Annotated in this window: 24 protein-coding genes; 19 read left to right on the top strand and 5 right to left on the bottom strand. The window is 49.5% G+C overall.

Going from position 1 to position 26,702, the window contains the following annotated elements; translation table 11 throughout:
- Window positions 1-54: 54 nt before the first annotated feature.
- From GA520_RS21395 to GA520_RS21340, 12 genes are all read left to right on the top strand, one after another.
- Window positions 55-927 (top strand): branched-chain amino acid ABC transporter permease, encoded by an 873-nt coding sequence (locus GA520_RS21395; RefSeq protein ID WP_163340354.1) that lies wholly within the window; start codon window positions 55-57, stop codon window positions 925-927.
- Complete coding sequence (locus GA520_RS21390) at window positions 927-1,805, top strand: branched-chain amino acid ABC transporter permease (protein ID WP_163340353.1); 879 nt, start codon at window positions 927-929, stop codon at window positions 1,803-1,805. The genes GA520_RS21395 and GA520_RS21390 overlap by 1 nt, the downstream gene beginning before the upstream one ends.
- A complete protein-coding gene (locus GA520_RS21385) occupies window positions 1,805-2,575 on the top strand; it encodes an ABC transporter ATP-binding protein (protein ID WP_163340406.1) in 771 nt (256 codons plus the stop codon). The genes GA520_RS21390 and GA520_RS21385 overlap by 1 nt, the downstream gene beginning before the upstream one ends.
- Window positions 2,562-3,263 (top strand): ABC transporter ATP-binding protein, encoded by a 702-nt coding sequence (locus GA520_RS21380; RefSeq protein ID WP_163340352.1) that lies wholly within the window; start codon window positions 2,562-2,564, stop codon window positions 3,261-3,263. The genes GA520_RS21385 and GA520_RS21380 overlap by 14 nt, the downstream gene beginning before the upstream one ends.
- 335 nt (window positions 3,264-3,598) lie before the next feature.
- Window positions 3,599-4,417: a hypothetical protein gene (locus GA520_RS21375; RefSeq protein ID WP_163340351.1), complete on the top strand. Its 819-nt coding sequence runs from the start codon at window positions 3,599-3,601 to the stop codon at window positions 4,415-4,417.
- A 68-nt stretch (window positions 4,418-4,485) separates the two neighbouring features.
- Window positions 4,486-5,754, top strand: a complete 1,269-nt coding sequence (locus tag GA520_RS21370) for a hypothetical protein (RefSeq protein WP_163340350.1) — start codon at window positions 4,486-4,488, stop codon at window positions 5,752-5,754.
- A gap of 23 nt (window positions 5,755-5,777) precedes the next feature.
- A complete protein-coding gene (locus tag GA520_RS21365) occupies window positions 5,778-7,298 on the top strand; it encodes a hypothetical protein (RefSeq protein ID WP_163340349.1) in 1,521 nt (506 codons plus the stop codon).
- Window positions 7,295-9,703 (top strand): SUMF1/EgtB/PvdO family nonheme iron enzyme, encoded by a 2,409-nt coding sequence (locus GA520_RS21360; RefSeq protein ID WP_163340348.1) that lies wholly within the window; start codon window positions 7,295-7,297, stop codon window positions 9,701-9,703. Before GA520_RS21365 ends, GA520_RS21360 begins: the two co-directional genes overlap by 4 nt.
- 23 nt (window positions 9,704-9,726) lie before the next feature.
- Window positions 9,727-9,924, top strand: coding sequence for a hypothetical protein (locus tag GA520_RS21355; RefSeq protein ID WP_163340347.1), 198 nt, complete (start codon window positions 9,727-9,729; stop codon window positions 9,922-9,924).
- Between the two features lie 12 nt (window positions 9,925-9,936).
- On the top strand, window positions 9,937-10,746 hold the full coding sequence (locus tag GA520_RS21350) for a MotA/TolQ/ExbB proton channel family protein (protein ID WP_163340346.1): 810 nt from the start codon (window positions 9,937-9,939) through the stop codon (window positions 10,744-10,746).
- A 4-nt stretch (window positions 10,747-10,750) separates the two neighbouring features.
- On the top strand, window positions 10,751-11,848 hold the full coding sequence (locus GA520_RS21345; protein WP_163340345.1) for a vWA domain-containing protein: 1,098 nt from the start codon (window positions 10,751-10,753) through the stop codon (window positions 11,846-11,848).
- Window positions 11,845-12,843, top strand: coding sequence for a VWA domain-containing protein (locus tag GA520_RS21340; RefSeq protein WP_163340344.1), 999 nt, complete (start codon window positions 11,845-11,847; stop codon window positions 12,841-12,843). The genes GA520_RS21345 and GA520_RS21340 overlap by 4 nt, the downstream gene beginning before the upstream one ends.
- A 3-nt stretch (window positions 12,844-12,846) precedes the next feature.
- Here the strand turns inward: GA520_RS21340 and GA520_RS21335 are convergent, their stop codons facing one another.
- The 5 genes from GA520_RS21335 to GA520_RS21315 all read right to left on the bottom strand — a co-directional run bounded on the left by GA520_RS21335 (window position 12,847) and on the right by GA520_RS21315 (window position 17,493).
- Window positions 12,847-14,007: an ABC transporter substrate binding protein gene (locus GA520_RS21335; RefSeq protein WP_163340343.1), complete on the bottom strand. Its 1,161-nt coding sequence runs from the start codon at window positions 14,005-14,007 to the stop codon at window positions 12,847-12,849.
- A gap of 12 nt (window positions 14,008-14,019) precedes the next feature.
- A complete protein-coding gene (locus tag GA520_RS21330; protein WP_163340342.1) occupies window positions 14,020-14,205 on the bottom strand; it encodes a hypothetical protein in 186 nt (61 codons plus the stop codon).
- An 87-nt stretch (window positions 14,206-14,292) separates the two neighbouring features.
- Complete coding sequence (locus GA520_RS21325; RefSeq protein WP_163340341.1) at window positions 14,293-15,291, bottom strand: prohibitin family protein; 999 nt, start codon at window positions 15,289-15,291, stop codon at window positions 14,293-14,295.
- A gap of 51 nt (window positions 15,292-15,342) precedes the next feature.
- Window positions 15,343-15,846: a hypothetical protein gene (locus tag GA520_RS21320; RefSeq protein ID WP_163340340.1), complete on the bottom strand. Its 504-nt coding sequence runs from the start codon at window positions 15,844-15,846 to the stop codon at window positions 15,343-15,345.
- Between the two features lie 9 nt (window positions 15,847-15,855).
- Window positions 15,856-17,493 (bottom strand): cyclic peptide export ABC transporter, encoded by a 1,638-nt coding sequence (locus GA520_RS21315; protein ID WP_163340339.1) that lies wholly within the window; start codon window positions 17,491-17,493, stop codon window positions 15,856-15,858.
- A gap of 933 nt (window positions 17,494-18,426) precedes the next feature.
- Between GA520_RS21315 and GA520_RS21310 the strand changes: the two genes are divergently transcribed.
- The 7 genes from GA520_RS21310 (at window position 18,427) to GA520_RS21280 (ending at window position 26,674) form a co-directional block, all read left to right on the top strand.
- Complete coding sequence (locus tag GA520_RS21310) at window positions 18,427-19,161, top strand: thioesterase II family protein (protein ID WP_163340338.1); 735 nt, start codon at window positions 18,427-18,429, stop codon at window positions 19,159-19,161.
- Window positions 19,154-19,828 carry a 4'-phosphopantetheinyl transferase superfamily protein gene (locus GA520_RS21305; RefSeq protein ID WP_163340337.1) on the top strand — a complete coding sequence of 225 codons (675 nt, stop codon included), beginning with the start codon at window positions 19,154-19,156 and terminating at the stop codon, window positions 19,826-19,828. Before GA520_RS21310 ends, GA520_RS21305 begins: the two co-directional genes overlap by 8 nt.
- Before the next feature lie 49 nt (window positions 19,829-19,877).
- Window positions 19,878-20,438 carry a YcjF family protein gene (locus GA520_RS21300; RefSeq protein WP_163340336.1) on the top strand — a complete coding sequence of 187 codons (561 nt, stop codon included), beginning with the start codon at window positions 19,878-19,880 and terminating at the stop codon, window positions 20,436-20,438.
- A gap of 101 nt (window positions 20,439-20,539) precedes the next feature.
- Window positions 20,540-21,673 carry an efflux RND transporter periplasmic adaptor subunit gene (locus GA520_RS21295; protein WP_163340335.1) on the top strand — a complete coding sequence of 378 codons (1,134 nt, stop codon included), beginning with the start codon at window positions 20,540-20,542 and terminating at the stop codon, window positions 21,671-21,673.
- Window positions 21,670-24,816 carry an efflux RND transporter permease subunit gene (locus GA520_RS21290; protein WP_163340334.1) on the top strand — a complete coding sequence of 1,049 codons (3,147 nt, stop codon included), beginning with the start codon at window positions 21,670-21,672 and terminating at the stop codon, window positions 24,814-24,816. Before GA520_RS21295 ends, GA520_RS21290 begins: the two co-directional genes overlap by 4 nt.
- A complete protein-coding gene (locus GA520_RS21285) occupies window positions 24,813-26,240 on the top strand; it encodes an efflux transporter outer membrane subunit (protein WP_163340333.1) in 1,428 nt (475 codons plus the stop codon). Before GA520_RS21290 ends, GA520_RS21285 begins: the two co-directional genes overlap by 4 nt.
- 71 nt (window positions 26,241-26,311) lie before the next feature.
- Entirely contained in the window at window positions 26,312-26,674 is a 363-nt protein-coding gene (locus GA520_RS21280; protein ID WP_163340332.1) for a nuclear transport factor 2 family protein, read from the top strand.
- Window positions 26,675-26,702: the final 28 nt, after the last annotated feature.

The following is a 26,702-nucleotide window of genomic DNA, read 5'->3' as shown; positions in this document are numbered from 1 at the left end:
TGCCTTACGAAGCCTCTGTTTGTATCATTATCTTCAGCATGACTTGGCATTAATGTGTATTATCTTCAGCTTTTATTAAACGGGTTCGTTGCAGGCGGTGTCTACGCACTGTTCGCCGTTGGTCTGACTATGGTTTATTCCATTTTCAGGTTTATCAATTTTGCTCACGGAGAACTCATCGCCTGGGGGGCATACGGTGTGTTGCTGTTTATGTCCGCACCGTTTAATCTCCCTCTCTGGCTTGCAGTTCCACCCGCCATCATCCTGGTTGTTGTTCTCGCGCAGGTGCAAAACAGGTTTGTTTTCGGGCCGTTGAAAAACAGCCAACCCATCACCTTGCTCATAGCATCCATCGGGCTCTCTTTCCTGCTGCGTGGCGGTCTGCAGCTCTACTTCGGCTCAGATCTCCGATCCTACCAGGTTGGACTCTTTGAAGGATTTGAGTTTGGCGGATTATTTATCACCCAGGTTCAGATAGGGATGGTGTGTCTGACGATACTGTTTTTCGTTACCCTGTACCTGCTTTTAACCAAGACCCTTATCGGCAAGTCCATGCGGGCGGTGTCGGACAGTATTGAGCTTGCCGGCATTTATGGAATATCGACCAGCAGGGTAAGCTATTTTGTCTGGACCGTTTCGGCGGTCTTTGCCGCATCTGGAGGTTTTCTCCTTGCTCTTGACACCAATCTTGATCCGATGATGGGGCTTGCCTTTATGATTAAGGCATTCGCCGCCGTCTTGCTAGGCGGCGTAGGCAGTGTCTGGGGCGCCCTGTTTGGTGGTATGTGTATCGGTGTGATAGAGAATATGGGAACAGCATTTATCTCACCCGGGTATAAGGATATGCCTGCATTTTTACTGATTATTCTCATTCTGCTTTTGAGGCCACAGGGAATATTCGGTTCGGCACAAAGCGGGGGGCGCTGATGGAATATATCCTGCACATCACTATTATTTGCCTTATCTATATCCTCTTTGCCTCATCCCTGAACCTGGAGCTAGGTTATGCCGGGCTCTATAACTTCGGTCATGTAGGATTTTTTGCTATCGGCGCATACAGCTCTGCCCTTATCACTGTCGGCGGTTACCCAATCTGGTTCGGCCTGGTTGCCAGTATGGTCGTTGCTGCATTCGTCGGCCTCCTGTTTGCCTGGCCGGTACTGCGACTCACTGGGGATTATTTCGGTGTCGCTTCCCTGGCATTTGCAGAGATGATCCGTCTTGTTCTGCTCAACGAGCGGTGGCTGACCCGTGGACCGATGGGAATACCGGGAATTCCCCGGATTGAGCTGATGGGGCTTGCCGGAAATAGTGTGACCCTCCTGATTGTTTTTCTGCTCACCCTGTTCTCCCTGCTCTGCATAAGGGTGATTCTTTTATCTCCTTTTGGCAGGACGCTAAAACTAATCCGTGAAGATGAACATGTGGCCAGGGCCTTTGGCAAGAATGTGGTCTCTTTCAAGACCCGCACGATTGCAGTGGGTTCTGCTTTTGGCGGGCTGGCCGGAGCATTGTGGGCCCATTATATCGGCTATATCAGTCCCAACGATTTCAGCCTGCAGTTAACAGTGCTGGTCGTCTTGTGTGTTGTCCTTGGTGGGCGGGGAACCCTTGCTGGTCCCGTAATCGGCTCGATTATTGTAGTAACAGTGGGAGAAGGTTTGAGATTTCTACCTCTTCCGGCAACCATGACCGCCGGTGTCGCACATGTCCAAAGCATGCTTTTCGGTCTTGTCCTGGTGGTCCTTATGCTGCGAAGGCCTCAGGGTATCATTGCCGAAACAGACCTTATACAGGAGACCTGATGCTCGAACTCAATGGCTTATCAAAACGGTTCGGTGGCAACCAGGTTCTGCAGGATGTTTCCCTCAAGCTGGACCCGGATACGCCTATTACAGGTCTTATCGGGCCAAACGGTTCGGGGAAATCGACCCTTTTTAATGTGGTAATGGGTTTTTATGTGCAGGATCAAGGGACAGTGCATTTCGAGAAACAACAACTCGACAACCTGCCACCTGAAAAAAGATGTCATACCGGCTTATCCTGCACCTTCCAGGATAGTCGAATGCTCTCGTTTATGACGGTTCTGGAAAACCTGACCGCTATTCCGACTCCGCAACTGGGAGAGTCGCTTATAAGTACCTTTTTTGCACGGGGAAGGATTCGCCTGGAGGAAAGCAAGCTTAAAGACAGAGCTTATGAGATTCTGGAATTACTCCACCTGACTGCTCTTGCCGATAAACCTGCCGGAAGCCTGAGTTACGGTCAGCGTAAACTTTTGGAGATTGGCCGGGTGATGATGACAAACCCGAGGCTGGTACTGCTCGATGAACCTACTGCCGGGATAAACCCAACACTCATCCAGTCTCTTGTCACCATACTTGAGACGCTGGCACAAAGAGGCATGCGGTTTTTTTTGGTGGAACATAATATGCCCCTTGTCAGCCAGTTGTGTGACCGTGTACTGGTGCTAGATGCGGGAAAGTTGATTTTTAATGGTACCGCTGAAGCAGCCAGAAACGACAAGCAGGTAATCGAGGCATACCTCGGGAGTGACAGTTATGTTAACACTTGAATCCATCACTGCCGGTTATGGTGAACTCACCGTCCTTTCCGATCTCGATATAACCCTGGCAAAGGGGGAAACAGTCTGTCTTATTGGCCCAAACGGTGCAGGGAAGTCAACGGTTTTGCGAGTTGTCGCAGGTCAGTTGTATCCCACCGGAGGCCGTGTCTTGTACAATGAGAGTGACGTTTCAGGCTTTGGTTGTCAGAAAAAAATATCCATGGGAATCCTCTTTGTTCCCCAGGGGCGAAACGTATTCCCCAGTCTCTCGATTCTTGAAAACCTCCACTTGAGCAGGGTTTTTATTTCTGAAGAACAGTTCCGGGAGCGCCTGGAGGATGTTTTTCTGACGTTTCCTTGGATGCGGGAAAAACTCCAAAACAGTGCCGGCTCACTTTCCGGTGGGTTACGGCAGATGCTCGCGCTCTCCAGGATTCTGCTCCTTAGACCACAACTGGTTCTCCTTGATGAGCCATCCCTTGGTCTCTCTCCACTTGTTGTCGACGAGGTTTTTCAGATCATTTCCGACCTGAACAGTAAGGAAATTTCTTTTTTACTGGTGGAGCAGAATGCCCGTAAAGGGCTCTCGGTTGCCCACAGGGGATATGTCTTGGAATCGGGTCGAAACCGGCTTACCGGCTCCGGCAACAGCTTACTTGATGATCCAGAGGTACAAAAACTCTACCTGGGTGGATAATGCACCGAGTGGTGTACCTCACTTCACCCGATATCTACGCTCCGGGCTCCCCCTCGGTCTCATCGTCTCGATATTTTCGGCATCATAGATGCATGGCCGTGTAAGCCATGATAATACAGGAGGAAGGTATAGATTTATCAACAACGATGATCTGTGATAAGGCTTTCCCCTCCTGGCTTCCACTCTCTTAACATGCTTGATTTACATTGACTATTATTCTTTACTGATGAAAGAATAGGTATATAGGTGATGCAGCGAAACGCGGGGAAGATATATTTAATTGTGAGGATGCTCGTAAATGTGGGGGTATTTTCTAATTAGTAGTGGGGGAGACAGTGGTCAGGCAAGTGACATATGTGTATGGATTGATACTGGCGATGGTTTTTTGCAATGGTTGGGGGGCATCTGCTTATGCATCAGTTTCAGAGCAGACGCTTAAAGAAACCATTGTTATACTTGATAGAGCGAGATCCAATGGTCAGAATGAGGTTCACCGTGGTGTAGACAGTGAAACGTTCAGTGTTATCGAGGCAAAGGAATATCGACAATTTTTGAATTATTTGAGCACAAGGATTCACTATTATTGTGAAGAACTTGCCGGGATGGTCTCATCAATAGAGATGTCTGAACTCCCCTGTAATTATATAGAATCAGCAGATTTGCCGGACTTGACAGGGAGTCCTCCTACACCTGGAGAGACTCAAACCATTGGTGAAAAGATAGATGATCTTGACATGACGCTACAGGCTGCACTGAGCCAGTTTGACGAGATGCTGTTAAGCGAGCAGGAGAAGATAGACCAACAACAATCGTCACAACCTTATCCTGAAGCAGCCTCCGGTACGAGGGGAGACAGTGGTGAGAGGCCCTCTGGTGTATCCCTTGCCGGGAACAGAGAAGAGGAGCAAAGTGCCAAAGCTGAAAAAAAATCTCAGGCGGGGACAAAAAGTCGGACGGCAGCAGGTGGCGCAGGATCTGCTACTGGTGAGATGGACAGGGAAAAACGGGAAGACAACAGGGGGCAACTTCCCCCGGAAGAGAATGATGACATTGTTGCCAGGCAGTTGAGAGAGGCTGCGGAAAAAGAAAAAGACCCGGAAATTAAGGAGAAGCTTTGGGAGGAATACCGAAAATATAAGGAAGGGATTAACTGATACAGTGTTTTAAAATATAACCATCCAGCAAGGCTGGATGTGATTGCAGCCCACGGGAGGGCAGGGCAATGATAGCTTTGGAAAACGGGAAATGGAAGCTTGACAGGCGAAGAGGCCAATCAGGTTACTCAGCCCTGGTTGTGCTGCTTATCTATTCTCTTTTAATGATGAGTGGTTGCGCCACAGTTCCGGGGAGACAAGTTGCAGACGGCGTTGCTCCGCTTACGGCTTCAAATGAATTTCAGCAGGATGAACTGTTGAATGTCTCCATTAAGGTCTTTGACCCGGGAGTACTACCCCGGAATCCGGATCAGCGTCGTGGCTTATCCATGGAAATAAGAGAGGCTGAATCACGCTTTGTGCCGGTGCATCTCAAACATACCCTTCAGCATACAGGATACTGGGGAGCAGTGAGGGTCGTTCCCGATGATGATCTGGCCGCTGAAGTTCTCGTCCGCGGCAAAATAGAATACTCCGATGGGGAAAGTGCTGTTTTATCGGTTGAAGTTGTCGATTCGAGTAATATTATCTGGTTTCGAAAGACGTATGCTGAGACGGCTCGTATCGAGGAACATCACCAGACAGAGGCGGAGAGTAGAGATACCTTTCAGGACCTCTTTAACTCAGTTGCCAATGATATGGCTCTATACAGAAAAGAACTTAGCCGCCAGCAGGTGCAAACCATCCGCAATCTGGCAGAGCTTCGCTACGCTTCCTCCATGGCACCGGATACATTCTCTCATTACCTGGAAAACCAGGAGGGAGTGTACGCAATACGTCAGCTTCCTGCCCATAATGATCCGATGATAGAGAGGGTTCGATCGATCAAGACCCGTGATGATATGTTGGTGGATGCGATAAATGACTATTACGACATGTATTACCTGGATCTTTGGGAACCCTATTCATCCTGGCGGATGTATCGCCATGAAGAGGTTGAAACCATGCGGACCGTCGAGCGTGAGGCTTTGGCCCAGCAGGTCCTTGGTGTCGCAGCTATTGTTGGCGCCATTGCCCTTGGTGTAAGCAGTGATATTGATACCTCCGTCAGAACCCAGCCTCTCCAGGATATAATGATGATGGGCGGTGCCTACGCCCTGTACAGCGGTCATCAAAAACGGCAGGAGGGTCAGCTCAATAAGGTAGCTATCGAGGAGCTTGGGGATTCATTCAGTTCTGAGGCTGAACCTCTGACCATGGAGGTCGAAGGGCAGACCGTTCGTCTGACCGGATCCGCTGAGCAACAATATAGTAATTGGCGCAGGATTCTTCGTGACATATATGCCAAAGAAACAGGGCTTCAGTCACCAGTGAATCCGTCGGCCCTGTACCAGTAAACTCTGTTATGTCAAAAGGGTCCATGCAAACTCCACAGGGTACTCCCTCACTTCGACCGCCGGGAAAAAGACCGGACGACTCAGGATCATCCGGAAGTGCCGAGAGAATCAGTCGCACAGTGATGGTTGTGATGTCGGCGGCGCTGTTTGGTGTTTTGGCCATTCTTGTCTATGGGGTTCTTGTCTATGTTCCCAAATTAGAGGGCCAGGTCGGTGCGGGAGAGATGCAGCATGAGGAGAGTCTGGCTGCCGGAACGGTTTCTGCCCCCCCTGTGAAACGTGAATCAGCTACAGCGGATACAGAGGATGGATCTCATGATCAACATGAAATGAGCTCCAGAGAAATACTGAAGAAACTGTTGGCATTAAACAGCCGACTCGCGTCCGATAACATTCAGGTATGGGGGCAGGGTTCTTACAGCAGTATAGTCGCTCTTATTGGTGAAGGGGATGGTCATCTGAGGAAGAGTGAATTTAGAGATGCAGAAGAAAGGTATGTGAAAGCCTACGAGAAGCTACAGCAACTTGATGCCGACAGAAACGAAATATTGGTATCCGCTGTCCAGGCGGGCATGGCAGCCCTCGAACAAGGCGACAGTGTCGAGGCTCAGAAACACTTTTCAATGGCACTTGCTGTCGATGCCGCGGACCAGGAAGCAAAAGATGGGTTGCAAAGGACTCAGAATCTGGAGACTGTTCGAACCTCTCTTGCACGGGGAAAAGAGTTTGAGGAACAGGGCGAACTGGAGGCTGCCCTGCTGGAATACAGGAAAGGGTATGAGCTGGATGGGACATTTCAGCCGCTGGCAATTGCCTATGAGCGGCTTACAGAACAAGTAAAAGAGCAAAAGGTAAGAGATCATCTTTCGCATTTCTATTTGTACCTTGACTCGAGTGATATACCAGGAGCAGAAGCCTCCCTTGCTGATGCCCTGCGCCTGTCTCCCACAGATCCTGCAGTACTTGCCGCCAAAAAGAAACTCGAATCAGCCAGGGAAGATCTGGTTGTGCTGAGACTGCGGCAACAAGCACAAAGCCAGATGTCGAATGAGCAGTGGCATAAGGCACTGACAAGTTATCAGCAGGTGCTGAAAATTGCCCCTCAGGCTGCTTTTGCCCTACAGGGCGTTGCGGTTGCCAGGAGGAATTCCGAGCTGGTTGTTCAGATTGATACGCTGTTGAAGAGCGCAGAGCGTCTTCAAGATGAACGGGTGCAGCAAAACGGGAGGGCAACGCTCGAGTATGCACGGCGGTTAGAGGGATTAGGGCCCCGGACGACTGCGAAAATTAATGATCTTGATGAGGTTCTCACCAGGGCGTCTCAGCCAATCGTGCTCATTCTTCAATCCGATAATCTTACTGAGGTCACTCTGTATCATGTCGGGCGATTGGGGCGGTTTTACCAGAGAAGACTTGTTTTAAGGCCAGGGAAGTACACCATTATTGGGGAGAGAACGGGATACCGTGTTAAAAGGTCCATTATTGAGCTTACCCATGAGCAACCCGAAGTGGAATACTCCATCAGGTGTGAGGAAGTATTTTGACAAAGTATATTTCGGTGCAGGGCTCCGGTCACCAGACAGAATATACGGAGAATAATCTCCCTCTTACGGTTGGCGAGAGGGGGCAATGTGACATTGGACTGGCTTCCTGTTCGGGGACGATTGGTTTGATCGGCGCGGAAGGGGGGCATCTGTTTTTTCAGCCTGTTGATTCGGGCCAGACCCTGTTCTTCAACAGCCGGCAGATGACCTCCTCTGCCTGGTTAAAATCCGGGGATAAAATAGAGGTCGGCAATTCAGTTGTTCTGTTTTCTGTGGCGGGTGATTGCTACACCTTCTCAATCAGTTCAAAAGAAGAAATTGATCGAGAAAGAGACGCTGGTTTCTACCATCCAGCCGGTCCTCTCTACAACAAGAGTAATGAAAGCCTCCCACTGGAGATTTTACCCGCCGCTCAAAATAGAAGCGGCAATACGTTCCTCTACCTGTCGCTTTTCGCTCTTGGCGCTCTGTTGCTCGGCAGCATCTTTCTTTTTCTGGCCAAGCCGGTTTCGTTCCAGGTGTCACCTGAACCCGATCGCATACGCCTTACAGGATTTCCTCCCGCATTATCAGTTGGCGCGAGATACCTTGCTTGGTCTTCCCGGTATACCCTCATTGCAGAAAAAACGGGATATGCCCGGTTGGAAGAAATAATTGAGGTGAAAGATACGGACAACCGTTTTTCCTTCAAGCTGGAAAAACTTCCCGGTCAATTACATCTCATTCTTACCCCTGCTCAAGGGGTTGCTGTCTGGGTGGATGATATCCAGGTTGGTTCAACAGAAGGAGGAACGAATACGGATGTGTTTGATATAGCCCCTGGCAGGCACCTTCTTCGACTGGAGAAACCTCGCTATCACCCCCTTGAGGAACGCATTGACATAGAAGGAGAATCCCGTCTTCAGGTCTTCCGGGCCGCACTTAAACCAGCCTGGTCCTCCCTGCTTCTTGAGAGTGAACCCGAGGGAGCCGTCATCGAGGTGGATGGGAAGCGACAAGGCACCACGCCTGCTTCCCTGGAACTCCTCCAGGGAAACCATAAGATTGTAGTCTCAAAAAACGGCTTTCTTGAGGAGTCGCTGGAAATCGAAACGATCGCAGGACAGGACGAAAAGAGCAGGGTAACACTTACACCGACCCCGGCAGCTGTGACTGTCACATCAGTTCCCGAAGGGACGACTGTTCTGGTGGATGGCGAATTTCTGGGGATCACGCCCATGGACATGCAACTGCCATCAGGAAAAGAACTGGATTTCTCTCTCCAGCTGCCGGGCTTTGAATCCCAGGCGAAGCACTTTATTTTCCAGGCGGGCGAGGAAAAATCCCTGCACTTCACGATGAAGCAAGAATATGGTGTGGTCTTTTTCCAGGTTGACCCTCCTGCCGCCGAACTGTTCATTGATGGTAAAAAGCAGCCTGATTCAAATGGCAGGATGCTGCTGCCGGTCAAGACCCTTCAGGTAGCGGCACATCATCCGCAGTTTGGAAGGTATACTTCTACTGTGACACCAAAAAAAGCTTACGCTCAGCAGGTGCACATAAATCTGGCTTCACGAGAAGGGGCGGGCAATGCGCCGCTGTCATCGCAAGAAGAGAAAAGAGGGGGGAATGGCCACTCTCTTCGGCTGATCCGGCCCGTAGAATTTATGATGGGTGCCCCACGAAGAGAGGCCGGGCGCAGGGCAAACGAACAGGAGAGAAAAGTTGCGCTGGATAAAGCGTTTTATGTTTCTCCCAGGCTTGTGACAAACGGTGATTACAGGAAGTTTAATCCAAAACATTCTTCTGGAGTTATTGGCAGATATTCTCTCGATGCGGATAAACAACCTGTGGTCAGTGTTTCCTGGAATGAGGCGGTGCGTTACCTTAATTGGCTCAGCGAGAAGGAGGGGCTTGAGCCTTACTACCGTTTCGAGGGTGAAAAAGTGCTGGTGCCGGATTTTCAAGGTCTTGGCTACAGGTTGCCGTCAGAGGCTGAATGGGCGTATGTAGCCAGGCAGGCAGGCCGTGGAATCAGAGATAAATATCCATGGGGAGCCGGCTATCCTCCCTACCAGGTTGCCGGTAATTACGGTGATGTTGCGGCGGGATCCATTCTTGGTGGGACCCTAAAGGGGTATAATGATTCCTTTGCGGTTTCCTCCCCGGTGGGTTCGTTTCCTCCCAATAGTGCCGGCATATATGATATCGGTGGAAATGTCGCGGAATGGTGCCACGATTTTTATGCGGCCTATAATCCAGTCAGTACCAGCAACCCCTTTGGCCCGAAAACCGGAAGCCTCCATGTCATCCGAGGATCAAGTTGGAGGGACTCGACAATTACAGAGCTTCGGCTAAGTTATCGAAGATATCATAAGAAAGCGCAGGACGATGTCGGCTTTAGAGCAGTGAGGTACGCACAATGAGAGGAAAACGGAGGGCGACTTTCTTGATGATCTTTATGATGGGGTTGGGGGGGGCTACAGGGGTGGTTGCAAAAGAACAAGTGAATTCACAAAACACACAACAGAAAACAGAAAAAGTGGCAACGAAGAGCACCCAAACAGCCGGTGAGCCAGTTCAACCGTTTAAGCCCTCGAAAGAGATTTCTGCTGATTCTGTGATCTCACTTCCAACCGATATATGAAAGGAGACGACTATGACACGACAGGCATTACCGGTTGAGTTGATGTTTCAGGTTGCCAGTCTGCTGGTTTCCTTCATTTTTATCCATGGCGCGTATGTGACTGTCGTCAGGCCTCACGCCCAACAGCACCTGCAGCAGGAGGCAGTTGTGATGGTTCAGGACCCTGAGTATGTGCAGGAAAGGGACTTCTATGTGGTGATAAAGGATTATGAGCAGGAAGCCTGCTTTATCCTGATGCTGTGGGCCTTTGCCATATTGGGCTACAAGGGGGGGGACAGTTTTCGGCAGAAGAATTTGCTCCGCACCAATCTTCTCCACTTGCCTCCAACCCTGCCAATTGGCCCTGAGGATATTACAGAACTGCACAAACGTCTCGGTGAATTACCCCCACAGGTTTCTGCATACCTGCTACCCAGAGCACTTCGCAGCGGTATTCAACGGTTTGGGGCGACGTTGAATATACAGGATAGTGCTACTGCCGTACGAAACACCTGCGAGTCCGAGATGGAGAGGCTCGAATCCGAATTGTCTATAATCCGCTATATTGCCTGGGCTATCCCTTCTGTCGGCTTTATCGGAACTGTTCGGGGGATCGGGTCGGCACTGTCACAGGCAAACAGGGCGGTGGCAGGGGATATTACGGGAGTTACCCAGAGTCTTGGGGTGGCATTTAACTCTACTTTTATTGCCTTGATTATTTCCATCATCTTGATGTTTTTTATCCATCAGCTGCAACTGAGCCAGGAACGGTTGGTTCTGGATACCGAAGGGTATTGCGACGAGCAACTGATTTCCCGACTCCGGGTTCAACCTCCTCGTTGAGAACATGTCCTCTTCCAGACGCCCAATATCCTCTTTTAACCTGTCTTTTCTGGATATTATGTTTTGCGGGTTCGGGGCGGTGGTCCTTCTTGTTCTCATTATAAATTCTCAGACGGTAACAGAGAGAGAAGAAAAGTTTGAAGATCTCCAGGCTGAGGTTGAGCGACTTCAGTTGGAGCTTGCAGCCAACGAACTGAATCGTGAAAGGCTGGTTGCCGGCAGGGAGAGCGTCGAGAGAAGAAGAACAGAGGTGGTGGCCCTCCAGAAAACCGTGGTCGAGGGTATTGAAGCTGAAAAAACTGTTCAAACCGCATCCGGTACGGCACAGAAGAAAGTGCAAAAGGATGCGGATGAATTGAAGCAGGAACTACTCATTCTCGCACAGCAAAACGAAAAAATTAAAGATGAGATTCTGCACGGGCAAAAAGAAGGTCGGAAGGTCCGGGAATTTGAAGGAGACGGGCACCGTCAGTACCTTACGGGTTTGAAACTCGGGGGCAAAAGGGTGCTGATCCTGCTGGATAGCTCTGCATCCATGCTGGACAGGAAAGTGGTGGACATCATACGCAGAAAAGTCATGGATGACAGCACAAAACGATATGCCCCGAAATGGCGCCGGGCTGTGAGGGCAGTGGAGTGGATTATTGCCAATCTCCCGGCTGACAGCACGGTTCAGGTTCTCAGTTTCAACACCGGGGTAGAACAGCTCGGACGACAGAAGAGCGGCACCTGGCTTCCCGTGACTGATGTTGAAAGAATTGATTTGCTGCTGGCGAGACTGGCCGAGATAATACCAATGGGTGGTACCAGCCTGGAAAAGGTATTTTCCAAGGCCAAAAGCCTTACTCCGCAGCCTGACAATATCATCCTTTTAACCGATGGTTTGCCAACCCTGGGCAGCCAGCCTGCAACGCAACGAACGGTCACCGGAGCGGAACGGGTGAAATTTTTTGAACAGGCCGTAAAGAAGCTTCCCACAAGAACTCCGGTCAATACAGTCTTATTCCCGATGGAAGGTGACCCCATGGCTGCAGTGCTTTTCTGGAAGCTGGCGGTGGAGAGCTCCGGTTCATTTTTTACTCCTACCCAGGACTGGCCATGAGAAAAAAACACCGGTCCTTCGAAATTTTCAGTTTGTCCTTTCTCGATGTCGTCTCATGTGGTTTCGGCGCGATTATCCTGTTGCTGGTACTTATTAAGTCGTCTGAACCGCGGCTGGAGCGGGAAATAAGCCAGGATCTCAGTGTCAACGCGGCCGGGATCAGGCTCAATGTTGAACAACTTCAGCTGGAAAGCAAAAAGCTCTCCATCACCCTTGCATCTGAACAAAAGAGGCTGGAGGAGGAGAGGGAGAAACTGGAAGGGCTGGAACAACAATTACAGACCTTGCGAGAGCTCAGAGCGGATGCAGAAAAGACGAATGCGGCAGCCGCACTCATCCGGAACGAGTTGAGAAGTGCCAGGCAGCAACTGACCGAAGAAATGAGAAGGCTTCAGCAAGAGGTGAAATCTGCTGTTGTTTCGGATTCTGTCATTGGAGGCGTCCCTGTTGACAGTGAATACATCATCTTTATTATCGACACGTCCGGATCCATGCAATCCAGTGCCTGGCTGCTTGTGCAGCAAAAGATGAAGGAAATTCTGTCTATTTATCCGCAAGTCAAGGGTCTTCAGGTTATGAACGATATGGGGGACTACATGTTTTCCCAGTATCGGGGCAAATGGATACGTGACACCCCTGCCAGGCGAAGTTCCATATTGAGGATGCTGTCGCAGTGGAGTGCCTTTTCAAACTCCAGCCCGGTGGAAGGTGTCTCTGCTGCCATTAAACAGTTTTATAGTCCTGACAAGAAAATCAGTATTTATGTTTTTGGTGATGATTTTTCCCGTGGATCGATACAGCAGGTTGTCGATACCGTAGCCCATGTGAACAATTCGTTTTCCGGCGGCGGGCGGGTTAGGATTCATGCCGTTGGCTTTCCGGTCCTGTTTGAGCAGCCAGGTTCAGAGATGAATATTGCCCGTTTTTCTGCCCTGATGCGCAGACTTGCAGAGGATAATAACGGGAGTTTTGTCGGCCTGACAAGCCTGAAATAAATCTCAATTCTGTCGGATATTTTGATAAATGTAATCAGCAGCACTCAGAATATTAATGGAAGGATCGTAGTCTATTTCTTGGGCAGTTTTGAGATTGATGGTTAGTTTCAGGGGGGTTGTGAAGGGCTGTTGCAGCGAGCCCGGATTGGTTCCGTGAAATACCTTGGCGATGATTCGTGCCAGGTTGCGGGCAACCAGGTTGTAGTCATCCATGGAGATGCTGAATAACACACCGCGCTTTACCTCCTCGTCAGTCCCTTGAGTAAAGGATGGGATTTTGTGCCGCAATAGCGGCCGGGCAATATTAGGGAGATTACGGAGGGTGACACCAGGATGATACGTTATGTAAACGGCATCGACCTTGGAGGCCAACTGTTCATAGCAACGTGCTGTCTCCTGTTCGGCTTGTTCCTGCGTTTTATCGTTGAACGGCGCATAACAGGGGATGATAGTAAATTTTCGTTCTCGGGCAACTTCCTGGATCTTTTTAAGAGAGCAGATATTGCGACCACGCGGACTGTCTTCGTAAACGACCCCCAGACTTTTAAAGTCAAAAATACTGTGGAACAAAAAGAGCTGTCGCATATATCGCTCAGGATCTATGTTTGCATAGATGTTGGCACGGCCAGAGTCGGTGGGAGATTTGATAAGTCCTGCAGAAATGGCATCGGTTGTCTCAATTATAAGCGTGTTGACATTGTTGCGGTCAGTGAGAAGGCCTCTGCTTAAAGGGGTGCCAAAAACCAAAAGCAGGTCGAGGTCCTGCTTATCATGCAACCGTGGGAGGAGCTGTTCCTGTTGTTCCTCATAATCGGTCTTGTTCCAATTGGCGGAATAGAAGGCATCGTCCACAAACTCGATGGTGTCGCTTTGTAACTCCCTGGCCAGCCAATTCCAGACCTGGGCAGCGTCCCCCCGTTTTTTTATCGGTGGAATATCTGTCGGTTTGATCCAGCCAATTTGCATCAGAGCCTCGACAATGGCTTGCAACTCTATGGGAAATGAACTGTATGGGCCACTCTCTATATAACCTATACGCCACTTCTGCCCGTTGTTTAAGATCGGTTGCAGGACGGGATCATCGTTATTTGCAGCAATGACGGAAGATACCTGAAGAAGACAGATGAAGAAGGCGGTTAACAGAATCAAGATGCGAGTGTTCATGTAATCCTCAAATCAGTCCGCAGTAGATTCGGACTTGCGTGGTGGTTTCCTGCTGTCGGAGGCAAGCACCAGAAGTAAGCCAATCACCGGAGTGAGCAGCAGCGAGGCAAAGAGGTAGCCCCAGAAGCCGAATTTGCGATTTATGCCCAGGATACCAACGATGATGCTAAGCACGATGCTAATAAGTATAATCTGCATACATTCAGTCTCCTCATTTTTTTTTGAGTCGGACGTGTTACTTCATGATTTCTACCATTCCCGGCAATACAACAGCTGCTCTCTTCTTCAAGGAGCGCTTGTAATTATTGAGCTGCGTTCAGGAAGAGTTCGATGAGAGGGTGTAGGCATAGCTGGTTCGCTTACTTCCTGAGCGGGGAGTGTCTTTATGGCTTCCTGTGAATTTAATCCGGGTGATGTTGTTTTATCGGTGCCAGCCGTCGTTTCCGGTGAATTGAGAAAAATGGGTACTCCCCCCTGGCCGGTACCGCCAAAGACTACAATTTTAGTGTTGTTCGATTGGGCGAGTTTTCTTGCTGCCTCAATTCCTTTCCAGCGAAGCAGATTTTCAGATAAGCTCTCGGCGACGGTGTTTTGAAAAATCTTGATTCCTTCAGCTTCTATCTTTTTCCGTTCCTTTTCGGCGGTCTCTTTCTGTATTCGAAAGGTATAGGCAAGAAACTCTTGTTCCTGGCGCAGCTTCGTCTCAATGGCGTTATTGATTTCTTCTGGGAGTTTGATCGACTGGACTATAATCGTATTGTAGATGATGGGAAGTCTGCCGGTTTCCTCGATGGTCTCAACCAGAATTTCATCCTGGATTATATCCCTCTTGGTGGTGTAGATCTGCTCAGGTGTATATTTGCCAATTACTTCACGAACAGCTGAGATGGTTGATGGGATAATGATTTTGGTCGGATAGTTGGGGCCGACCTTTTGGTGGAGATAGGGGAGGGCATGGGTGTCGGGGCGGAAACGGATCGCAACCTGAACCTTGATAGTTAAACCGTTCTGGCTCAGGACTTTGATCTCTTGTATGATATTTTGAGAACGAATATCATAAATGAACATCTTGTCCCAGGGAAATATGGCGTTGACACCTTCTCCGTATGAATGATCAGTGACTGTACCGCGATTGAAAAAACGATGGAAAAGGACACCGGCGTGTCCTGGGTATATGGTGATAAAAATGGCATCCAAATAGTAAATGACAACGAAAAGTATGATCAGTAAAATCGTTATCAATTTGGCTGAATGATTTTTCAGAATGTTCAGCATTTTCTGCATGTTTTTCCCAGGTTTATGGTAAAATAATGGAATGTTTTCGGGACGCGGCCGTCAAAGGTTCAGGCTGTCATGCTCTAGAAGGACAGCTGCTCCACGCCAGTATTGATCAAGGAAATATTCAATCGCCCTGACTTCCATGTTAATACAGTCAGTGTTTGTCGCTCCCTCAGTCTCTCCCTTACACATGGCATAGATAACTGGACAAAGCTTAAATGCCGGTATAGCTTTACCCAGCAGAGGGGCTGAGTTGATATTGGTACGGGCAGTGGTGACAAGGCTCAGCAGGTACTCTTTCTGGCATTCCTTGATTCGATCGCCAACCGCATATTGATGATCGTAGCAGTCCAACCGTTTTTCAACAATGGTCACCAAGTTATCGGCAAGTTCTGAAGGCTCTGTTTTCTGCACGCTTTTATAGAAATCAAAAAAGAAGTCTGTGGTGGGTTTTGAGAGGTCGGGCCCCGTCTCGTTGGTGGTGCGGCCTGCCAGTATGATATAGCCGATGATGCAGAGCACAATAAGAGCTAATCGTGTTGAGAAAACGCGTATATCCATGCTGTTCCTTTAGACTTGGTCGAGAGAGGTCATCTTGCCATAGTCCATTTTTATCACCCGGTCGGCATCGCTGAAATAGCGATCGTCATGGCTGACAGCGATCAGGGTTTTACCTTGAGCCTTGAGGTCATCCAGCAGCTGTTTGTAAAAATACTCTCTAAACTCAGGATCTTGATCTGCTGCCCATTCGTCGTATACGCAGATGGGTTTATCGTCCAGCAGGCTGACGATCATTGCCAACCGCTTCCTTTGGCCGGTGGAGAGATTGATGTCGGAAAAGGAACCATCCACAAACTCCACCTTGTTTTCCAGTTGCATCAGTTGCAACAGGGACTGTACCTGTTCGACGGGAATTTCATCCATGCCGTAAAGGTGATCGAAGAGAAAGAAATCATCGAAGATGGCAGAGAAGAGTTCTCGAAAGGCTGGATAGTCCTGGTAATTGATTTGGCGGCCGTCAATGCGCAATTCACCGGAAACAGGGTAATAAAGTCCGGTTATCAGCTTGAGCAGGGTCGATTTTCCGCTGCCGTTTCCGCCTATAAGAAAAAGGATTTCTCCTTTTTGCAGGGTAAAATCAATTGGCCCGACACTGAAGGTGTTGGCGGGGTCCTTGGCAGGATAATGGAAATAGACATTATTGAACTCGATGGTCTGAAAATCGTTAATCGGTGGACAGGCAGGATGGACAGGTTGATCTTTACTCTTCTCCCGCCGGGTAGTGTCGAGGCTCTCCTCGAGGCTATAAAGCCGGGCAATAGCCACATCGGCCTTGGTGTGGAAGGGAATGGCATTTACCAGAACCTCAATAGGACCGATAATAAAGAGAATGGAGGTGGTAATCTGAATAATCAGCTGCGGTTTGATGTCATCAAGTTTGGGCAGGAGGAAAAGCACGGCTGCGATCAGCAGGTAGAAAAAGGTCTGGGAGAAAAGAAAACCGATGATATATTTTTTTTGGGTATCGACTTTCAGCACTTCGGTCTCGACAGCCACTTTCTCCATGGTTTGAAAATGATGGTCGTTTTTCTGTTTCGATAGCTTTAACTCCTTGAAACCATGTATGATCTGTTGGATCTTGTCGAGGAATACATTTTCTTTAACCTTGGTCTCCTGAATTTTATGGATGACCTTCTTCTCATAATGAAGAAAGACCAGTGCTGCGATTATTACCGAGAACAGGGTCATTACTAGAGCGATTTTCGAGAGGACGGCGAGGTAGAGGATGCAGAAAAAGAGCATTACCGAGGATTGCAGACCGTTGATGATCATCAACGCTGCCTGTGAGATAATTTCCGTGTCTTGGGTGATGCGGTTGTAGATGTCTGATTTACCCAGTCCTTCAAGATCCAATAGCTCTGATTGTCGGATCTTGTCGGAAAGTCGGACACGCATGCCGCGGATAATATTCTCAGCAATTTCAGTGGCTTTTTCCAGTGCGTACTTCTTGCCGATAAGAAATAAGGCTAAGGCAATGCCAAACAACCAGAAAAATTTCTGATTGATGAATGCTGAATATGAGGACTTCGATGCGGTATTGATAATTGCCAGCAGCACCGCATTGGCCACTCCGGAAACAACAGCCATAGCGACGACCGAAGTTCCAGGAATAGTTGTCTCGCGTTTATATAAGGTATAAAGATTCATGGTTACCAATAGAAGTGGTGTAGAGTAAACCTTCCAGTTAACGTATCACGGCTTTTTTAATTTTACCAATAGTTATCAAAAGAAAGAGGTAACATATTGTACGAAAGAGGTCCGCAACATAGAAGAAGGGTGGACACTTTTAGAGAATATAAAAGTTGATAGCTGTCAGTCTGCTCCGACTCGTATTGCAGATTGCTTAAATAACGTGCTGGGTTGGTCTCGGTGGAATATCAATAGGCGATGGACTCAGCAACTGACTCTTGATGGCCTGATTGCTGAATATGGAACATCCCGTCAAATAAACAACTGCACAACAAATACTGCTGGGACGAGAAAGTCTCCGAGTCGCTATAGAATGTTTATCACACTTAAAATTCCAGTACCTTGACTTGACATGGAAATATTTGATAGAGTGCTGCAGGTGCTTGTTGCAAGTAGATTGTCTTATGTTAGTAATATTAACATGTTCTCATCCTGAGACGGCCCTCTCGAAGTCTACGCTCATCGGGGGCTTTTGCTTTGTTGGCTAATATCTTCGTTATGCTCAAAATTTTATCCTCCGGTAAGCGAGGAACGAGACTCCGAGATATCAATTATATGCCTGTGAGGCAATTTTTCACATGCCTTGATCAGGATCAGATATCACATCCTTCGAAATGGAGGGTTTTAGGATAGAAAGGACAAAGTTAATTGGTTACATGTTTTTTATGGTGGTGATTTCTTTTGATTGATAATGGCTCAGGCACGCACTACATCTTGGACAGGTAACAGGTAACAGGTAACAGGTAACAGGTGACAGGTGAGCCAGGATGAGATGATAACCACTTCAGCTGCTATTTATGTGCTTATTTTTATGGATATATTAGATAAAAATATGTTTTTTTTGCTGTTCTTATACATTCTGCCGCGACATCTTCTGAAAAGGAGACGCGAATGAAACTTATAATGTTGCCGTATGCCGGTGGGAGCAGTCATTGTTATCGGGATTTGACTTTCCACCTGGCTGACTTCATTGAACCGTTGCCGTTAGAGCTACCCGGTCGTGGTCGTAGAATAAGTGAACCGCTATTGACCGATATCAATGCTCTTGTTGATGACCTGTTCCAACGTCTCACACCAACCTTTTCTTCAGCTTATGCGTTTTATGGTCACAGCATGGGGGCCCTTCTCTGTTACCTGCTGAGTTGTAAAGCGGTTGAAAATGGCTATCCCGCTCCCAAACATCTCTTTTTATCCGGTCATGCTGGTCCAGAGAGCATCAAACGGGATAAACTGTGCCATACATTACCGAAAAGAGAGTTTCTCCAGGAAGTGATACAGCTTGGAGGTACTCTGCCGGAAGTCGCCGCCTCACAGGACTTGCTCGATTTTTTTGAGCCAATATTGCGAGCGGATTTTGCAGCTATTGAGACTTTTCGTCCGGCCCCAGTCCGTCCCCTTGATGTAGAAATCACGGTCATGATGGGCTGTGAGGAGGAATCTCTTCGCAACGGTGATTTGAACTGGCAAAAGTTTGTATTAGGTGAACCACATCTGATACAATTCGATGGCGATCATTTTTTCCTCATAAAGCATTGGTCGGCCATTGGTGCCCTGATCTCGACAACCCTGGATATGGTATGGGAGGGACAAACAATTTCCCATAAAAGCACTGCCTGTTATGGCTAAGTGCTTGCCCCGTGCCCAGGTTGAGGTCTGGTCAACATTTTTCGAGGGGCGCTGGTCGAATGACTACTGGTGGCAGCAGCTTATGCGGTTGCCAAAACAGTTACACGAGAGCCTGCTGCGTTATCAGCGATGGCAGGACAGGCAGCTTGGTCTTCTCGGTAAATTGTTGTTGCTCGCAGGCCTTCAACAACGCGGCTACGGCAGCGATTGTCTTGACCGGATGCTTTGGTCGGCCGAGGGGCGGCCCTGGTTACAGGATGGACCTGACTTTAATCTTTCCCATAGTGGCCATGTTGTGGTCTGTGCCTTTTGCAGCCAGGGGAGGATTGGTGTCGATCTGGAACAATATCGAACGATTGATCCACAGGATTTTGTCTTGGCAATGAGCAGGGAGGAGATGGCTGAAATCCGAGCGGCTGATGATCCGAGTCGGCGATTGCTGCAACTGTGGACAGCGAAGGAGAGCGCTGCCAAGGCGCATGGCCTGGGGCTGGGCTGCGATTTCAAGACCATAGAGGTTGAAAACCATCAATTATTTATAGAGAATAAAAAATATAGTGTTCAGTATCTCAATGTAGTAACTGATTATCTGTGTTGTCTGGCCACTGAGGTTCCAGTGACGGAAGTACGATGTATTGAACACCCGATAGGGTGGTCAGGTTGTTAACCCCCAGCTGCTGGTTCGGTAAGGACCGGTAGGAAAAAAGGAGCGTATCATGAACAGTACAACAGCTGAGAAAGCAAAGGTAGAGCAGGGCAAGAAAGAAGAGCAGGAAGAGACTACCACCGAGACTGCTGCAGAGACTGCAACCTTGAGCAAACAGGAACAGGCTGATGCGGTTACCAGGAGCAAGATGTACTGGGCTATGGGTGCTGGTTTGGTGCCGGTTCCCCTCTTTGATATTGCCGTCATCTCCGGTGTGCAAATGAAGATGCTCAGTGATATGTCAAAAATTTATGAGATACCTTTTTCCGAGCATAAGGTGAAGAATATCATCAGTGCCCTGATTGGCGGCTTTGGCAGCACTCAGTTTGGTATTCCTCTGGCCAGTCTGGTCAAAATAATTCCGGTTATTGGACAGATCGGCAGTTTAGCCGCTGTCCCTGTGATGGCAGGGGCGTCTACCTATGCACTCGGCAAGGTCTTTATTCAGCATTTTGAGTCTGGTGGCACTTTTCTTGATTTTGATCCGGCTGCGGTAAAGGAATATTTTGCCAAACAGTTCGAAGAGGGCAAAAAGGTTGCTGAAAATGTTAAAAATGCCTCGGGTAAGTAGAGCTACACCCTCTCTTCCGTACTAAACAGGAAAGAGGGTGTACATTTACTAGTTTTCCCGAGGCAAGGAAAGACATGAATTGTTCACCGAGACAATGTTATATGCGTGGGATTTGGTTGTGTTGTCTGCTCCTGTTTATTTCCGGTTGTGAGAAGGAAAAAACGGCTGCGCCGGTGGTGACTCAATCTGCTCTGGCGGTAACCGTGATGAAGGTGGTTCCGCAGGATAGTCCCGTTGTTTTTACATTTAACGGCATGGTCAGGAGTACCCACAAGGTAGAGATTCGTGCCCGTGTAGAAGGTTTTCTGGAAAAGAGGCTATATCGTGAAGGAACCATGGTAGAGCCTGGTGAAACACTCTTTCAACTTGATCGCAAGCCTTTTGAATCGGCATTGCAGCAGGCGCAAGGGGAACTTGGTCTACGGCAAGCCCAGCTCGAATATGCGCAATCGAATCTGGCCCGGGTGAAACCTTTAGCTAAGAAAAATGCGGTCAGCCTGAAAGATCTTGGTATCGCTATCAGTGATCAGAAATCTGCAGCTGCAGCCCTGCAGAAAGCTGAAGCAGGAGTACGCCTTGCCGAACTCAATCTTGGATATACTCTTATTCGCACACCAGGGGCCGGTGTTGTTGGTAAGGCATTGGTGCAGGAAGGTAGTTATGTCTCCCCGGCCCTCAATGGCCTGTTGACCTCGGTGTCACAAATTGATCCTATCCTTGTTGCCTTTAAAATATCAGAAAACGAGTTACTGCATGTCGAGCAACAGGTTTCGAACGGACTATTAGTCGTTCCGGAGAACCGGAAATTTCAGGTCGAGGTGGAGCGGAGTGATGGGAGTTTGTACCCGCATCAGGGCCAGATAAGTTTTGCTGAGCCTGTAATTGATCCGAAAACCGGCACCTATGAGGTGGAGGCTCGGCTTGATAATCCCCAGAGGGCTTTGCGGCCGGGACAGTTTGTTCGGATACGGCTCAAAGGCGCTTATCGTCCCAAGGCCGTGCAGGTTCCTCAGGCAGTTGTTACAGAAGGTGCAAATGGACCCTTTGTCTGGGTTGTTGACCAGCAGCAGAAGGCCGCAGTCAGGGCCTTGCATCTCGGTGAATGGCATGCTGACAAGTGGTTTGTCGATGACGGCTTAAAGGAAGGCGAACAGGTCGTGCTTGACAACATCAGTAAACTTGCACCGGGAAGGTTACTCAAGGCGGAGGCGGCAGTTCCGCAGAGAACTCGATGATATCTCGTTATTTCATTGACCGCCCCATCTTTGCCACGGTGATATTTGTTATTATCGTTTTGGCAGGACTGGCCGCCATGCGAGAACTCCCGGTTGCCCAGTATCCGAATATTTCTCCGGTACAGGTGACTGTCAGCGCTTCATATCCTGGGGCGAGTGCTGAAATTGTGGCGCGGAACCTGGCAGCACCCATCGAACAGCAGATCAACGGTGTTGACAATATGCTGTATATGTCGTCGAGTAGTTCGTCGGCCGGCAGCATGTCACTTGTGATCGTATTCCAGAATGGTACTGACCCGAATAAGGCCCGATCCGACGTCCAGGATTGTGTCAATCGCGCACTACCGAGCCTGCCGCAGGTCGTCACCCAACAGGGTGTAACGGTGAGCAAGGTGTCTTCTTCTTTTATGATGGTCATCGCCATCCTTTCACCTGATGGACGTTATGACGACACCTATGTCGGCAACTATGCAAATCTTTCCATTCTTGATGGTATCAAACGGGTTCCCGGTGCAAGTCAGTCGAATATTCTGGGGATGCCCGACTATGCCATGCGGGTGTGGCTTAATCCCGACAGAATGGCTCAACTTGGCATTACCGCAAGCGAGGTTGCCGCAGCGATTCGCCTGCAGAACGAACAGTTTGCCATTGGCAGCATCGGTCAGCCGCCTAACAGCGAGGCAGTTACCCTGACCTTTCCCGTGGTCACTGAAGGCCAGATGACCATGCCCTCACAGTTTTCCAACCTGATTATCCGCAGCAGCAGTGACGGCAATACCCTGATCAGGCTTAAGGATGTTGGCCGGGTTGAGCTTGGCAGCCGGGATTACTCCCTGCGTACTAAATTGAATGGCAAGGATGCGACTCTCATCGGCGTTTATCAGCAGCCGGGTTCGAATGCTATCGAAGTTTCCGACAAGATCCGCCAGACCCTTGCAGAGATGGAACCCACTTTTCCAGCAGGTATCGATTATAAGATCTGTCTTGATACCACGGAATTTGTCAGGGCCTCTATCCACGAAGTGGTGATGACTTTTTTCGAGGCCTGTTTTCTGGTGGTGCTCGTCGTATTTGTTTTTCTCGGTACCCTGCGCGCCACTATCATCCCGATCATAGCTATTCCGGTCTCTCTTATTGGTACCTTTATCGGCATGGAAATGTTTGGCTTTTCTATAAACATGCTGACGCTGTTCGGACTGGTCCTTGCCATAGGCCTGGTCGTTGATGATGCGATTGTGGTGGTGGAGAATGTCGAACGAAATATGAGAGACCTGGGCCTTGCCCCGCGGGAGGCAGCGAAAAAAGCCATGGATGAGGTGACCGGACCTGTCATTGCCACTACCCTGGTGGTTATGGCTGTGTTTGTACCCGTCGCTTTCCTGGATGGGATGACAGGCCAGCTTTATAAACAGTTTGCTGTGACCATTGCCTTTTCGGTCTTCATCTCCAGCCTGGTGGCCCTGATTTTCTCCCCTGCCCTGGCTGTACTCCTGCTGAAGCCTGTAAAGAAAGAAAAATTTGTGGTGTTCAGGGTTTTTGATCGATTATTCGAGCGGTTGACCAGAGGATATCTGGGCGGTGTTCGATTGCTCATCAATTGGCCAGTAATGGGCCAATTGCTAATGGTTGTCCTGGTTGTTGTTGTCTGGCAGCTCTTTACGAGGGTGCCGACCAGCTTTGTCCCACCCGAAGACCAGGGCTATCTTTTTGGCGTGTATTTGTTGCCCGATTCGGCCAGCCTTGATCGAACCGTTGACGTTGCTGGTGAGGCGGCGAAAGCTTTTATCGGTCATCCTGCTGTTGCCGAGGTGGCTGAGTTCAGCGGTTTCAATATCCTGGATGGCCAGAGTAAATCCAATGCCGGTTTGCTTTTTGTTTCCCTCAAAAATTTTGATCAACGTACGACGGCTGATTTGCAAGCCCCTGCCCTGATAGCAACAGCCGATGCAAAATTGACTAAAATCCGGGAGGCAATGTCTTTTGCGATCAATCCACCGGCTATCCCGGGTCTTGGTGTTACCGGTGGCATCAATTTCTGGGTTCAGAGTCGCGGTGTTGGAGGGGTTGAGCAACTCGGAAAGACCATCAATGGTTTCATTGCTGAAGCGCGTAAGGATCCAGCCCTGGCAGGTCTTTCCAGCACTCTCAGTCCTGCCAGCCGGCAACTGCTGGTAGAGGTCGATAGGGAACATGCCGAGACCCTTGGAATTCCCTTGAGCGAAATCTTTACCAGTCTGCAGGCCATGTTCGGCTCGATGTATGTGAGCCAATTCAGCAAGTATAGTCGGCAGTGGTATGTGATCCTTCAGGCAGATGGAGTGTTCCGCGACAAACCAGAGGACATTGGTAAGATTTTTGTGCGGGGACGCGGCGGTACCATGTTGCCTCTGAAAACTATAGTGACAAGCCGTTTTGTCGCCGGGCCTGATCTGGTGAGCCGCTTCAATGGTTTTCTCGGGGCACAGGTCACTGCCAAGACTGCTGACGGTTTCAGCTCGGGGCAGGCCATGGACGCCCTGGAACGGCTGGCGCTGCAACACTTGCCGACTGGATATGCGCTGAACTGGGCAGGTCAGGCCTATGAAGAACGGCAGGCGGGCAGTTCTTCTCTGTGGACGTTTGTCTTTGGCCTGCTGATGGCTTTTTTGATCCTCGCGGCCCAGTATGAACGCTGGTCTCTGCCCTTTGCAGTTTTACTCGCTGTACCTTTTGCTCTTTTCGGTGCCCTGGCAGCAATTTGGCTTCGCAATATGGAAAATGATGTCTATTTCCAGATCGGCCTGTTGACCTTGATAGCCCTCGCAGCCAAAAACGCCATTATGATTGTTGAATTCGCGCTATTGAAGAGACAGGCAGGATTGACCATAAAAGATGCAGCTCTGGAAGCTGCCAGGTTACGCTTGCGGCCAGTGGTTATGACCTCTTTTGCCTTCATTTTGGGTTGCATTCCCCTGGCTATTGCAAGCGGTGCATCTGCTAACAGCCGTCATTCCATCGGTACCGGGGTGATTGGCGGAATGCTCGGTGCTACGTTGCTGGCCACTTTTTTCATTCCTCTCTTGTTTACGCTATTACAGGGGTTCAGTGAGCGTTTTTTTACTAAAAAGAAACATGGGCCTGAATTTGAGAGTACTGAGACATGATTAAATGGCAGAGCCTCTGCGGCATTATTGTTCTGTTCCTGCTCAGCGGCTGCACGGTCGGCCCCGACTATCTTCGGCCGGAGGTTCCTCTTCCTGAGAATTGGCGTTTGGTTCCCCAGCAGGCACAGCGGTTTTCCAACCTTTCCTGGTGGGATCAGTATGGGGATCCCCAGCTAAGCCAGTTGATTACTGAGGCCCTGGATAGCAATCTTGATCTGGCTGTTGCAGCTGCCAGGATTGAAGAGTTGATGGGCCTTTATGGTTCCAGCAGGAGCGCGCAACGTCCCAAGGTAGACGGAATAGCGGACTGGACCCGCTCTGCAGCCGATGGCCTTACCGCAGACCTGTGGCAACTGAAGCTTAGCAGTAGTTGGGAGATCGACCTGTGGGGCAGACTCAGGCGTAACAGTGAAGCGGCCTGGGCGGATATGATGGCTTCTGAAGCAGGCCGCAGCAGCCTGGTTCTATCCCTGGTGGCCAGTGTTGCGACTGCATATATCGACCTGCTCAACCTTGATCGCCAGCTGGAGATTGCTCACCGGACCACCAAGTCGAGACAGGATGCTTTGGATGTTTTTACGTTACGGTTGGATGCTGGCCTGGTGACTCCAATGGAGGTGGCGCAGATTCGCTCCGAATATCATGATGCCATGGCTGTTATCCCCCAACTGGAGCAGGATATTGCCATACGCGAACATGGCCTCTGTGTATTACTGGGCCGTAATCCAGGGCCAATCCGCCGAGGTCGTGTTTTGGCTGACCTGAGCATGCCGCAGGTCCCGGTGGCTTTGCCTGCGCAGATACTTAATCAGCGGCCCGATATCCGCCAGGCGGAGGAGAGCCTTATTGCCGCCAATGCCCGGATTGGGGTGGCTCGGGCGGCCTATTTCCCAACCATCAGTCTGACTGGTGTCCTCGGCAGTGTCAGTGGTGAGCTGTCCAGTTTGCTCAATGGGTCCGGTGAGGTGTGGAGTCTGGGTGTGCCCCTGAGTCTGCCAATTTTCAGCGGGGGGCAGCTCAAAGCGGGAGTTGAAACAGCAGAAGCCAGGCAGAAGCAGGCCCTGCTCAAGTATCGGCAAACTATTCTCAAGGCCTTGCAGGAGGTGGAAGATGGGCTGGTACGGCAACAGCAGATCGCCAAATTGCTGATATCCTTTGGCGAGAAGGTCGCTGCTTTGCAGGAGTATGCTGAGATGTCGCGGTTGCGTTATGAGGAAGGGTATGTCGGGTATCTTGAAATCCTTGATGCCCAGCGCAGCCTGTTCGCCAGTGAATTACTCTATACAGAGCGGAGGGCTATTGAACTACAGTCTGCGGTGGCCCTTTATAAGGCTACAGGAGGTGGGTGGAATCAAGAGGTGTCTCAGTCGTCGGAAACCGCCGAAACGGCAGTTGATGAAACCGGACATCTCAAAAAGGATTAATCATTATGATCAAGAGGCTGATCAGGATCTTTTTGAGTGTCTATCTCGCAATTTCTCCGGCAGGAGGTGTAATGGCACAAAACCAGGAAACAGTGGCCTTGGTCGATCCCGTTGATGCCCAACTGGCTGCCTATAATGCCCATGATATCGAGAAAGTGGTCATGGCCTATTCCGAACAGGTCCAGGTCTATATTTTTCCGCAGAAACTTGTCTGTTCAGGACGTGAAGAATTACGCAACATCTATGAAGAAATCTTTAGAGTGTCACCTGAGGTACATGCTGAACTCCTTGGGAGGCAGATAAAGAAGCCTTTTATTATCGATCATGAAAGACTCACCGGTCTGCAGGTTGACGGTCAGAGCACCAGTCGGGAAAGTCTGGTCATTTATCGTGTAGAGACGGGTGCTATCAGCGCTGTCTGGTTTCTCCCCTAATTAATTCCTGAAGAAGGTTTATTCACTC

Source organism: Desulfopila sp. IMCC35008 (assembly GCF_010646885.2).
Lineage (GTDB): Bacteria > Desulfobacterota > Desulfobulbia > Desulfobulbales > Desulfocapsaceae > Desulfopila.
This window is presented reverse-complemented; position numbering and strand designations above follow the sequence as displayed.